This window comes from Pseudomonas sp. B10(2017) (assembly GCF_002113295.1).
GTDB classification, from domain to species: Bacteria; Pseudomonadota; Gammaproteobacteria; order Pseudomonadales; family Pseudomonadaceae; genus Aquipseudomonas; species Aquipseudomonas pudica.
This window is the reverse complement of the sequence record NZ_NEJU01000032.1, coordinates 22,565-34,858: the sequence shown is the minus strand read 5'-3', so window position 1 is coordinate 34,858 and position 12,294 is coordinate 22,565. Positions and strand designations below refer to the sequence as shown.

Annotated in this window: 10 protein-coding genes; 4 read left to right on the top strand and 6 right to left on the bottom strand. The window is 63.4% G+C overall.

Annotation, left to right across the window (positions count from 1 at the left end):
• The first annotated feature begins 259 nt into the window (after positions 1-259).
• The 3 genes from CAF92_RS25360 to CAF92_RS25350 are packed head-to-tail and all read left to right on the top strand — an operon-like array spanning position 260 to position 5,050.
• Entirely contained in the window at positions 260-1,219 is a 960-nt protein-coding gene (locus tag CAF92_RS25360) for an HlyD family secretion protein (RefSeq protein WP_046613633.1), read from the top strand.
• Positions 1,216-3,936: a ribosome-associated ATPase/putative transporter RbbA gene (gene rbbA / locus CAF92_RS25355; RefSeq protein WP_085602259.1), complete on the top strand. Its 2,721-nt coding sequence runs from the start codon at positions 1,216-1,218 to the stop codon at positions 3,934-3,936. The genes CAF92_RS25360 and rbbA overlap by 4 nt, the downstream gene beginning before the upstream one ends.
• A gap of 1 nt (position 3,937) precedes the next feature.
• Positions 3,938-5,050, top strand: a complete 1,113-nt coding sequence (locus tag CAF92_RS25350) for an ABC transporter permease (protein ID WP_085602258.1) — start codon at positions 3,938-3,940, stop codon at positions 5,048-5,050.
• Between the two features lie 159 nt (positions 5,051-5,209).
• On the opposite strand, the gene CAF92_RS25345 is transcribed toward CAF92_RS25350, so the two are convergent.
• Both CAF92_RS25345 and CAF92_RS25340 read right to left on the bottom strand, forming a co-directional pair.
• A complete protein-coding gene (locus tag CAF92_RS25345; protein ID WP_230385073.1) occupies positions 5,210-5,644 on the bottom strand; it encodes a type II toxin-antitoxin system PemK/MazF family toxin in 435 nt (144 codons plus the stop codon).
• Positions 5,645-5,807: 163 nt separating this feature from the next.
• The gene (locus tag CAF92_RS25340) at positions 5,808-6,212 is read right to left on the bottom strand and encodes a flagellar basal body-associated protein FliL (protein WP_025341058.1); all 405 of its coding nucleotides are present in this window, start codon (positions 6,210-6,212) and stop codon (positions 5,808-5,810) included.
• A 169-nt stretch (positions 6,213-6,381) separates the two neighbouring features.
• On the opposite strand from CAF92_RS25340, the gene CAF92_RS25335 reads away from it, so the two are divergent.
• The gene (locus CAF92_RS25335; RefSeq protein ID WP_046613637.1) at positions 6,382-7,359 is read left to right on the top strand and encodes an NADPH:quinone oxidoreductase family protein; all 978 of its coding nucleotides are present in this window, start codon (positions 6,382-6,384) and stop codon (positions 7,357-7,359) included.
• Positions 7,360-7,411: 52 nt separating this feature from the next.
• Here CAF92_RS25335 and CAF92_RS25330 read toward each other — a convergent pair whose 3' ends face one another.
• The 4 genes from CAF92_RS25330 to rho form a co-directional block, all read right to left on the bottom strand.
• On the bottom strand, positions 7,412-8,062 hold the full coding sequence (locus CAF92_RS25330) for a gamma-glutamylcyclotransferase (RefSeq protein WP_085602257.1): 651 nt from the start codon (positions 8,060-8,062) through the stop codon (positions 7,412-7,414).
• A gap of 245 nt (positions 8,063-8,307) precedes the next feature.
• Complete coding sequence (locus CAF92_RS25325; RefSeq protein ID WP_046613639.1) at positions 8,308-9,276, bottom strand: CDP-6-deoxy-delta-3,4-glucoseen reductase; 969 nt, start codon at positions 9,274-9,276, stop codon at positions 8,308-8,310.
• Positions 9,276-10,742, bottom strand: a complete 1,467-nt coding sequence (ubiD, locus tag CAF92_RS25320) for a 4-hydroxy-3-polyprenylbenzoate decarboxylase (protein WP_025341062.1) — start codon at positions 10,740-10,742, stop codon at positions 9,276-9,278. The genes CAF92_RS25325 and ubiD overlap by 1 nt, the downstream gene beginning before the upstream one ends.
• Positions 10,743-10,960: 218 nt before the next feature.
• The gene (gene rho / locus CAF92_RS25315; RefSeq protein ID WP_003253661.1) at positions 10,961-12,220 is read right to left on the bottom strand and encodes a transcription termination factor Rho; all 1,260 of its coding nucleotides are present in this window, start codon (positions 12,218-12,220) and stop codon (positions 10,961-10,963) included.
• Between the last annotated feature and the right edge of the window lie 74 nt (positions 12,221-12,294).

Genomic DNA, 12,294 nt, shown 5'->3' with positions numbered 1-12,294 from the left:
CGCGATGGATGGCACGGGCTTCGCCCGTGTTCGCGGGCAAGCCCGCTCCCACAGGGATCACGCCAGCTTTTAGAAATTGAGCAAGACAGTTGCTCCCACCCCGACCGCATAGACCTCAAGCCATGCGCTGCCCCTGTGGGAGCTGGCTTGCCGGCGATGGGCTGCGAAGCAGACCCAGTCATGGATTTGACTGATATCAACACGCCGCGCGTGGCCGCAGACCATGATGCAATGTGCATGACCGCAAGGATGCAGAACGATGAACCGATACGCCCCCAGGATCTTCGCCACCGCGCTGATCGCCCTGCTCGCAACAGCCGGCGGGCTGGGGTACTGGAAGTCGCTCCACGACCAGTTGCCCGAAGGCCTGAGCATGGGCAACGGCCGCCTGGAAGCCACCGAGGTGCAGATCGCCAGCAAAATCCCTGGTCGCCTGGCCGAAGTGCTGGTCGAAGAAGGTGACAAGGTAAATCGCGGCCAGCTGCTGGCGCGCATCGACACTCGTACCATGGAAGCCCAGCGCAGCCAGGCCGAAGCCGAAGTGCTGCGCGCCCGGGAAAACTACGCCGCCGCCCAGGCCAGCGTGCAGCTGCGCCAAAGCGAACTGCTACTGGCCAGCCAGGAGCTCAAGCGCGTGCGCGAGATCTTCCAGCGCAAATACGCCAGCCAGCAGTTGCTCGACCAACAGCAGGCGCGCTTCGACACGGCCAACGCCGCCGTGGTCGCCGCCCGCGCCCAACTGGCGGCGATCAAGGCCGCCATCGGCGCCGCCGAGGCCCAGGTGGCGCAGCTCACCAGCGAAATCGACGACAGCAGCCTGCGCGCACCGATCGACGGCATCATCCAGCTGCGCCTGGCCGAGCCCGGTGAAGTGTTGGGTGCCGGCGGCCGTGTACTGATGCTGATCGACCCCAGCGACCAGTACATGAACCTCTACCTGCCCGCCTCCACCAGCGGCCGCCTGACCGTCGGCGACCAGGCGCGGATCGTGCTCGACGCCCTGCCCGAGCGGGCGCTGCCGGCGAAGGTGGCCTTTGTCGCGGCCAAGGCCCAGTTCACCCCCAAGCAGGTGGAAACCCGCGACGAGCGGCAAAAGCTGGTGTTCCGGGTCAAGTTGCGCCTGACCGACCCGGGCGCCGTGCCGCAGGCCAAGCCGGGTATGCCAGGCGCCGGCTATGTACGCACGGCTGATGTGGACTGGCCGGCCAACCTGCAATGAACGCCGCGGCACTGCTGGCCGAGGGTATCAGCCATCGCTACGGCGACCTGGTGGCCCTGCACCCCCTAGGGTTCAGCCTGCCGGCGGGCACCCGCTGCGCGCTGATCGGCCCTGACGGGGCTGGCAAATCGACCCTGCTGGGGCTGATCGCCGGCGTCAAGCGCCTGCAACAGGGCGAACTGCAGGTGCTGGGTGGCTCGATCCGCCAGCGGCGCCATCGCGCGGCGCTGTACCCGAAAGTGGCGTTCATGCCGCAGGGGCTGGGCAACAACCTGTATCCGGAGCTGTCGATCAGCGAGAACATCCGCTTTTTCGCCACCCTGTTCGGCCTCGGCCGCCGTGAATGCGAACAGCGCATGGCCAACCTGCTGCAGGCTACCGACCTGCAGCGCTTTGCCGAGCGCCCGGCGGGCAAGCTGTCGGGCGGTATGAAACAGAAGCTGGGCCTGTGCTGCGCGCTGATCCACGAGCCGGACCTGCTGATCCTCGACGAGCCGACCACCGGTGTCGACCCACTGTCACGGCGGCGCTTCTGGGAACTGGTCGAACAGGTGCGCGCACAGCGCCCGCAACTGACCCTGCTGGTGGCCACTGCCTACATGGAGGAGGCCGAACAGTTCGAACATTGCCTGATGCTCGATGGCGGTCGCCTGCTGGCGGCCGGCCCCAGCCATGAACTGGCCGCAGTCACCCCCAGCGGCAAGCTGGACGACGCCTTCACCCACTACCAGGGCGCGGGCAAGGCACAACACCCTCTGCTCATCATTCCACCACGCCCGGCCACTGACACCTCGGTCGCCATCGAGGCCCACGACCTGACCCTGCGCTTTGGCGATTTCACTGCCGTGAACAAGGTCAGCTTCGCCATTGGCCGCGGGGAGATCTTCGGCTTCCTCGGCTCCAACGGCTGTGGCAAGACCACCACCATGAAAGTGCTCACCGGCCTGATGCCGGCCAGCGAAGGCAGCGCCAGCCTGCTCGGCCGCCCGGTGGATGCCAGCGACCTGGCCACGCGCAAGCGGGTCGGTTTCATGTCGCAGAGTTTTTCGCTGTATGGCGAGCTCAGCACCCGGCAGAACCTGAACCTGCATGCGCGCCTGTTCGACCTGCCCAAGGCCGAGAGCGGCCAGCGTATCGACGAACTGATCGAGCGCTTCGACCTGGGTGCCATCGCCGACCAGCCATCCGGCGCCCTGCCCCTCGGCCTGCGCCAGCGCCTGTCACTGGCAGTGGCGGTACTGCACCGCCCGGAAGTGCTGATCCTCGACGAACCCACCTCCGGCGTCGACCCGGCTGCCCGTGACGACTTCTGGCGCCTGCTGGTGGAGCTGTCACGCGAGCAGGGCGTGACCATTTTCCTGTCCACCCACTTCATGAACGAAGCCCAGCGCTGCGACCGTATCTCGCTGATGCATGCAGGCCGGGTACTGGCCTGCGACACGCCGGGTGCCCTGCAACGCCAGTACCAGGGCAACACCCTGGAGGACGCGTTCGTACGCTGCCTGGAACAGGCCCAGGAACTGGCGCCACAAGCTACCGACAACGCCGTGCTGGAGCAGGCCACCACACCTGCGCCAGCGCTGCGCCAGGGTTTCAGCCTGCGTCGCCTGCTGGCGGTGGCCAGCCGTGAGGGCAAGGAGCTGCTGCGCGACAAGGTACGCCTGGCCTTCGCCCTGCTGGGGGCGGTGTTCATGATGGTGATCTTTGGCTATGGCATTTCGCTGGATGTGGAAAACCTCGCCTTCGCCGTACACGACCAGGACCAGAGCCCGCAAAGCCGGGCCTACCTCGAAGCCTTCCGTGGTTCACGCTATTTCGCCGAACAGGCGCCCATCCGCGATACCCGCGAAATGCACCAGCGCCTGCAGCGCTCTGAAATCAAACTGGCGCTGGAAATTCCGCCCGGCTTTGGCCGCGACCTGTACGCCGGGCGTCAACCGGTCGTGGCTGCCTGGCTCGATGGCGGCATGCCGTTCCGCGCGGAAACCAGCCGCAACTACGTTGAAGCCGTGCACCAGGCCAACCTCGAGCAACTGGCCAAGGCCAGCCCACAGCCGCAGCAGCGCCAGGACCTGGTGCGCCTGGAAACCCGTTTTCGCTACAACCAGGATGTAGTCAGCGTGAACGCCATCGGTCCAGGAGTAATGGCGCTGATTTTGGCCTTCATCCCCGCCATGCTCACCGCGCTGGGTATCGTCCGCGAGAAAGAGCTCGGCTCCATCACCAACTTCTACGCCACACCCCTCACCCGCCTGGAATTCCTGCTCGGCAAGCAGATGCCCTATCTGGCCGTGAGCCTGGTCAACCTGGCGCTGCTGGTGGCGATGAACCGCTGGCTGTTCGCCGTGCCGCTCAAGGGCAGCGTGCTGGCCCTGGCCTGTGGCGGCGTCGCCTATCTGCTGGCGACCACCAGCCTTGGCCTGCTGATCTCGGCCTTCACCCGCACCCAGATCGCCGCCATCCTGGGCACCATGATCATCACCAGCCTGCCGACCATCCAGTTCTCCGGGCTGATCGTGCCACGCTCGTCGCTGGACGGCGCGGCGGCGATGATGGGCCAGCTGTTCCCGGCGGGCTACTTCCTCGATATCGCGGTCGGCACCTTCACCAAGGCGCTGGGCCTGCGCGAACTGTGGCCGCAGTGCCTGATCCTGCTCAGCTTCTTTGCCGTGTTCACCGGCCTGAGCCTGGCCATGCTGAAGAAGCAGGAGGCCTGAGATGTCACGCCTGAACCATACCCTGCGCCTTGGCCTGAAAGAGCTGACCAGCCTGCGCCACGACAGCGTGCTGCTGTTGTTCCTGCTGTATGCCTTCAGCGTGGCTATCTACATGCCCGCAGCCGGCTCGGTGATCGGCGTGCACAACGCCAGCGTCGCAGTGGTGGACGAAGACCACAGTCTGCTGTCGCGCAAGCTCGGCGAAGCCCTGCAACCGCCCGAGTTCCAGCCCGCCGTACCGCTGGCCCCGGGGCACCTGGACCAGGCCATGGACAGCGGCCAGTACACCTTCGTGATCAACGTGCCGATGAATTTCCAGAGCGACCTGCTGGCCGGACGCTCGCCGGAACTGCAGATCAATGTCGACGCCACGGCCATGAGTCAAGCGTTCATGGGGGCCGGCTACATCGGCCGCATCTTCGAACGCGAGTTGCTCGACTACAGCCAGCGCAGCAACACACAGAGCCCGGTGGTAATCAACGCCAAGGCCCTGTTCAACCCCAACCTGGAGGGTGGCTGGTTCCTGGCGGTGATCCAGATCATCAACAACATCACCATCCTGGCGATCATCCTCACCGGGACAGCGTTGCTGCGCGAGCGCGAGCACGGCACCCTCGACCACCTGCTGGTACTGCCGCTGACCGCGCTGGAAATCATGCTGGCGAAAATCGCCAGCAACGCGCTGGTGGTGGTGATCTGCACCTGGATTTCGCTGGTGGTGGTGGTCAAGGGCGCGCTTGGCGTGCCGCTCTCCGGTTCGATGGGCCTGTTCCTGGCCGTGACCGCGCTGTACCTGTTCGCCAGTACCGCACTGGGCATCTTCCTCGCCACCTTGGCGCGCTCGACGCCACAATTCGGCCTGCTGGCAATCCCGGTGATCATCCCGATGCTGTTGCTGTCCGGCGGCAGCACACCGCTGGACAGCATGCCGCAGTGGCTGCAGTGGGTGATGCAGGGGTCGCCGTCGACGCACTTTGTCAGCCTTGGCGCCGCAATCCTGTTCCGTGATGCCGGGTGGACGGTGGTGTGGCCGGACATCCTGGCGCTGGCTGTGATCGGGCTGGTGTTCTTCGGCGTGGCGCTGGCGCGGTTTCGCCGAAGCCTGGCGTCCTGATCCAAATTGGGATCTAGCACAAAGACAAAGGGCGCCTTTCGGCGCCCTACTCACAGACAGGTCGGCTTGTCATCGCCATATACCTGCCCGGCTCTGTAATTGCTGGTTGAACCAGGATCCGCAGAGTCTTGCAAGCCCCTTACGGGAACAGGCCCATTATCACGTATCGAGCGTTACATTGCCAACAGACTGCACTGTTGCTGGATGTGTGAAGCCCAGCGTAAAGCCAACAGCAGCCCTCACGGCGGCGAAATGCTCTGGCCGCATTGTAAAGGTGATGTATTCCCGACCACCGCCCTGCCGCGACCTGACCCGACATCTGTCCAGTCTGGAGGTAGCTACTGTGTAGATCATGTCGCACTTCGCCCAGCATGTCAGGGCCGGGCCAGGGAGATAGCTCGGCAGCACAACGTGATGCCTTGTCATGTGATCCGGAGCGGTGGTGCTCAGCGGGATTATCGTCACCAACTGACGGTTTTGACTGTGCTTGCGAAGAACGACAACCGGGCGCACCTTGATCATTTCAGGCACTTGAAAGCCTGAAAAGTCGCACATCAGTACAGTCGCCTCTTTCGGCTGGTACTTCAAAGGCATTGCCAACACTCTCAAGCAACTGAAGACAAGGCACAATTTAGCTTGGCCTTGGCTTCAGAAACCGAAAACTGGCGGGCTTACAGGAAAGACGGAAAGGTCCTACAACCGTGGTAAGCCTGACTTCAATCCAGCTCACCAGCAATCGACCTCACAGTGCTTCAGGTCACTGCACGATCAGGTTGTTGAACAGCAAGTCTTCAACGATCGGCTTGCCCTCTTCGGCTTCCATTACCTGCTGCACCTGTTTCAGCGCTTCCTGGCGAAGATGCTCCTTTGCCTCGACGTTGCTCATGCTGTCCACCGACTGTTGGGTGAACAGCGCCACCAGCTGATTGCGGATCAGCGGCTCGTGGTGCTTCACCGCCTTCGCGGCTTCGTCGCCGGTCACGCGCAGGGCCACGTCGGCCTTGTACACGCGCAGCCGCGGGCTGCCATCGAGGGCATAGTTGCCGACAAAGGGCGGGCTCAGGCTGATGTAGGCGACTTTTGGCGCCCCTTCCTTGGCTTCCTCGGCCATGGCCGCAGCCGGCAGCAGCAGCGCCAGCACCATCAAGATCCACGCTTTCACGAATTCGCTCCTCAATACAGTTGGCGCCAGCTTACCCAGCACACCGCTCAAACCCAAGCCCGGGCTTATGCCGCCACTTATGCCTGCACATCAGGGCAGGCCATGCTCGTTGACCGGGCAGGCGGCCCTCCTACACTTATCGGCCACGACCCGCAAAGGAATAGCCCCGATGAAAGCTGTGTTGTGCAAAACCCTTGGCCCGGCGCGCGATCTGGTGCTGGAAGAGGTGACCAGCCCGGTGCCGAAGAAAAACGAGATCCTGCTGGATGTGCAGGCCGCCGGGGTCAACTTCCCCGACACCCTGATCATCGAAGGCAAGTACCAGTTCCAGCCACCGTTGCCGTTCTCCCCCGGCGGCGAGGCGGCGGGCGTGGTGGCCGCCGTCGGAGAAAAGGCCGGCGCGTTCAAGGTCGGCGACCGGGTCATGGCACTGACCGGCTGGGGAGCGTTTGCCGAGCAGGTGGCGGTGCCGTTCTACAACGTGCTGCCGATCCCGGCGAGCATGGACTTCACCACCGCTGCAGCATTCGGCATGACCTACGGCACCTCCATGCACGCCCTGCGTCAGCGCGGCCAGTTGCAGGCGGGCGAGACACTGCTGGTGCTGGGCGCGTCCGGCGGGGTCGGCCTGGCGGCGGTGGAGATCGGCAAGGCCATGGGCGCGCGAGTGATCGCGGCCGCCAGCAGTGCGGAAAAACTGGCCGTGGCCAAGGCAGCCGGGGCGGATGAACTGATCGACTACAGCCAGGCCAGCCTGCGTGACGAAATCAAGCGCCTGACCGGCGGCCAGGGCGTGGACGTGATCTACGACCCGGTGGGTGGCGAATTGTTCGAACAGGCAGTGCGCGGGCTGGCCTGGAATGGCCGGTTGCTGGTGGTAGGCTTTGCCAGCGGGACCATCCCGCAGCTGGCGGCCAACCTGGTGCTCCTCAAAGGTGCCGCGGTACTGGGGGTATTCTGGGGAGCGTTTGCTCAGCGTCAGCCGGAGGACAATGCGGCCAACTTCCGGCAGCTGTTTGCATGGCATGCCGAAGGCAAGTTGAAGCCGCTGGTATCGCAGACTTATCCACTGGCTGAAGCCGGGGCTGCCATTGAAAAGTTGGGGCAGCGGCAGGCTGTGGGTAAGTTGGTGGTGCTGGCCAGGTAAGACAGTTCCGGCCTTTTCGCGGGTTCACCCGCGAAGAGGCCGGCACAGGTAATCAAACCTCCCGCAGGTTATGGCAGCGCCTGAACCGTGCCTCCAGGTTGCGATCGGGCATCTGGTGGCTGCGCAGGGCGTTCAAGGTCTGTTCGACATAATCACGCGTGGTGCCATAGCGCCCCTTGGCACTGGCCAGTATCTGGCTGAGCAGGGTGTCCGGCAGGTTCCCGGCATAGCACGGCAAATGCCGCTCCAGCACGAAGCCCAGGGCCTGCACCTTGCTGCCATCACCCAACCGACAACTGAGCCAGTGCGGCCGGTACGCCGGGTACGGCATCTCGCGCTGCCACAGGGCCATCAGCGACTCGTCCAGGCTGCTGTCATCCAACCGGTAGGCAAAACCACTGCAGGACCCACCGCGGTCCAGGCCAAACACCAGCCCGGGGGTTTCCGGGGTGCCACGGTGTTCGTGCGACCACAGGTACAAGCCGCGGTGGTAACCATGTACACGCGCGCGTTGGCGTTCCACCGAGTTGCACTCCGGTCGCCAGATCAACGAGCCATAGGCGAACAGCCAAACCGGCCCACCCTGATGGCGAGACATGGTTGTCTTCATGGAATTGAACAACTGTTCGCGAGTATGTTGCTGACCGAAGTCGAGTGTCGGTGGATATGAAACTTCCCAGGACATACTTTCAAGTGCCGACATAAGCTGCCGCCATTATCCCTGTAAACTACGGATGTAGCGAGATTCGATTACGATGCGCCCCAAGCCTCTGTACCAAGGGCGCTTGCAGTAACCATAGGACAGAAGTACAGGAATACTCAAGCCCTCGCGCCAGAGTTTCATCCGCGCTCCCGACGACTGGAAAGTACTGTTTCGGCAACTGTGAAAGTTATTAGCCAAGGCGGTAACAATTACCGCCTTATACCCATACTTTCAAACTTCGGTTATTAGCCGCGTGGTGCGTAGGCAAACACATCGGCGCGCATGCGGTGCGCATCCATGCCGGCTTCGACCAGGGCGTCGAGAGTGGCATAGATCATGTTCGGCGAGCCGCTGGCATATACATGCACGCTGTTGAGGTCGGCGATGTCTTCGCAGACCGCCTCATGCAGCATGCCGCAACGGCCTTCCCAACCGCACAGGTCGCTGACCACCTGGTGAAGGAACAGGTTGGGCAGGCGCTGCCATTCGTCCCAGTGCTCGATCTGGTAGAAGTCTTCGGGCCGACGCACGCCCCAGTACAGGTGCACCGGGTGCTTGAAACCCTGAGCCCGGCAATGCTCGACCAGGCTGTGCATCTGGCCCATGCCGGTGCCAGCAGCGATCAGCACCAGCGGCCCGTCAGGCAACTCGGCCAGGTGGGTGTCGCCGAACGGCATTTCGATGCGCGCCAGGCCGTCGCCCTTGAGTTGCTCGATAAGTTGCAGCGCACTGGGCTCGCGCGCCAGCACATGCAGCTCCAGTTCGCGCCCGGCATGGGGTGCGGAAGCCAGCGAAAACGCCGCCTGCTTGCCGCCTTCGCGCTCGATCATCAGGTACTGCCCCGCGTGGTAGCGCGGCGGCCTGCCCGCCGGCGCGCGCAACCGCACGCGCCAGACGTCGCCACCGACCTCGACGCACTCACTGACACTGCACGCCAGTTTGCGCACCGGCAACTCGCCCAGGGCGAGCACACCATCCCAGAGCAACACGCAGTCCTCCAGCGGTTCGGCAATGCAGGTGAACAGCTCGCCATGGTCGCGGACTTCACCGTCCTGGCGTACCCGGCCTTCGACCAACAACGCGGCGCAGACATGGCAATTGCCATTGCGGCAGCTGTTCGGGCAGTCATAGCCCAGCCGCCGCGCTCCATCCAGGATCCGTTCCCCGGGTTCGAGCGCCAGCACCGCCCCGGACGGCTGCAACGTTACCTGCATCAATCTATTCCCAACTGATCCCACAGCTCATCGATACGGCGGGTGACGGCTTCGTCCTTGACGATGACCCGTCCCCATTCGCGTGTAGTCTCGCCCGGCCACTTGTGCGTGGCGTCCAGGCCCATCTTCGACCCCAGCCCTGATACCGGCGACGCGAAGTCCAGGTAGTCGATCGGGGTGTTGTCGATCATCACCGTATCACGCTTGGGGTCCATGCGCGTGGTAATGGCCCAGATCACATCGTTCCAGTCACGAGCATTGATATCGTCATCGGTGACAATAACGAATTTGGTGTACATGAACTGTCGCAGGAACGACCACACACCCAGCATCACGCGCTTGGCGTGGCCTGGGTACTGCTTCTTCATGGTCACCACCGCCATGCGGTACGAGCAGCCTTCCGGCGGCAGGTAGAAATCGACGATTTCCGGGAACTGCTTCTGCAGGATCGGCACGAACACTTCGTTCAGCGCCACGCCGAGGATCGCCGGCTCATCTGGCGGGCGGCCGGTGTAGGTGCTGTGGTAGATCGGTTTCTGCCGATGGGTGATGCGCTCGACGGTGAACACCGGGAAGCTGTCCACTTCGTTGTAGTAGCCGGTGTGGTCGCCATACGGGCCTTCCGGGGCCATTTCGCCCGGGTGGATCACGCCTTCCAGGATGATTTCGGCGGTAGCCGGTACCTGCAGGTTGCTGCCCCGGCACTTGACCAGTTCGGTGCGGTTGCCGCGCAGCAGGCCGGCGAAGGCGTACTCGGAGAGGGTGTCCGGCACCGGGGTCACGGCGCCGAGGATGGTGGCCGGGTCAGCGCCCAGGGCCACGGCGACGGGGAACGGTTGGCCAGGGTTCTTCTCGCACCATTCGCGGTAGTCCAGGGCGCCGCCACGGTGGCTGAGCCAGCGCATGATGACCTTGTTGCGGCCGATCACCTGCTGGCGGTAGATGCCCAGGTTCTGGCGGTCCTTGTTCGGGCCGCGGGTGACGGTGAGGCCCCAGGTGATCAGCGGCGCCACGTCGCCCGGCCAGCAGTGCTGGATCGGCAGGGCGCCGAGGTCGACATCGTCCCCCTCGACCACCACTTCCTGACACACCGCGTCCTTGACCACTTTCGGCGCCATCGACACGACTTTCTTGAAGATCGGCAGCTTGGACCAGGCATCCTTCAGGCCCTTCGGCGGTTCGGGCTCCTTGAGGAAGGCCAGCAGCTTGCCGATTTCCCGCAGCTCATCGACCGACTCGGCACCCATGCCCATGGCCACGCGCTCCGGAGTACCGAACAGGTTGCCCAGCACCGGGATGTCGAAGCCGGTAGGCTTTTCGAACAGCAATGCAGGGCCCTTGGCACGCAGGGTGCGGTCGCAGACCTCGGTCATTTCCAGGACGGGGGAGATCGGAACCTGGATGCGCTTGAGCTCGCCGCGCTGTTCCAGGCCACGGATGAAGTCGCGCAAGTCGCGATACTGCATGCAGGAGCCTCGTGTTGGCCGTATCGGTCGGGGTGCAGAGTGTAGCGCCGTTCAGTGCTTAATAGCCAAAAATGACTTGGGGCCGCTTCGCGCCCCATCGCCGGCAAGCCAGCTCCCACAGAGTCCGCACAAGCTTCAAGAGCTGTACAGTACCTATGGGAGCTGGCTTGCCGGCGATGGGCTGCGAAGCAGCCCCAATCAATTCCGGCCTGAAACGCTTACTTGCGCTTCATCGACAGGAAGAACTCGTCGTTGGTCTTGGTCTGCTTGAGCTTGTCGACCAGGAACTCGATGGCGGCGATTTCGTCCATCGGGTGCAGCAGCTTGCGCAGGATCCACATGCGCTGCAGTTCGTCGTCGGCGGTCAGCAGCTCTTCGCGGCGGGTACCGGAACGGTTGATGTTGATAGCCGGGAACACACGCTTCTCGGCGATGCGGCGGTCCAGCGGCAGCTCCATGTTGCCAGTGCCCTTGAACTCTTCGTAGATAACCTCGTCCATCTTCGAGCCGGTTTCGACCAGCGCGGTGGCGATGATGGTCAGCGAACCGCCTTCCTCGATGTTACGCGCGGCACCGAAGAAGCGCTTCGGCTTCTCCAGGGCGTGGGCGTCGACACCACCAGTCAGCACCTTGCCGGAGCTCGGGATGACGGTGTTGTAGGCACGTGCCAGACGGGTGATGGAGTCCAGCAGGATGACCACGTCCTTCTTGTGCTCGACCAGGCGCTTGGCCTTCTCGATCACCATTTCGGCAACCTGCACGTGGCGGGTTGGCGGCTCGTCGAAGGTGGAGGCAACCACTTCGCCACGCACGGTGCGCTGCATTTCGGTCACTTCTTCCGGGCGCTCGTCGATCAGCAGGACGATCAGGTGGCACTCGGGATTGTTACGGGTGATGTTGGCCGCGATGTTCTGCAGCATGATCGTCTTGCCCGCTTTCGGCGGAGCAACGATCAGGCCACGCTGGCCTTTGCCGATCGGAGCGCACAGGTCGATGACGCGGCCGGTCAGGTCTTCGGTGGAGCCGTTACCGGCTTCCATCTTCAGGCGCTTGTTCGGGAACAGCGGCGTCAGGTTTTCGAACAGGATCTTGTTCTTCGCGTTTTCCGGGCGGTCGAAGTTGATGGTGTCGACCTTCAGCAGGGCGAAGTAACGCTCCCCTTCCTTCGGCGGACGAATCTTGCCGACGATGGTGTCACCGGTACGCAGGTTGAAACGGCGGATCTGGCTGGGCGAGACGTAGATGTCGTCAGGGCCGGCCAGGTAGGACGCATCAGCCGAACGCAGGAAACCGAAACCATCCTGGAGAATCTCCAGCACGCCGTCACCCGAGATCTCTTCGCCGCTTTTCGCGTGCTTCTTCAGCAGGGCGAAAATCACGTCCTGTTTGCGCGAACGGGCCATGTTTTCGATGCCCATCTGTTCGGCCATTTCCAAAAGATCGGTAATCGGCTTTTGCTTGAGTTCAGTCAGGTTCATAAGGGGAGTGACGTAATCATGTAAGAAGGGAGAATTAAGCTTCTGGCTTAATGAGGCCGCGCCGCTAGATGGCG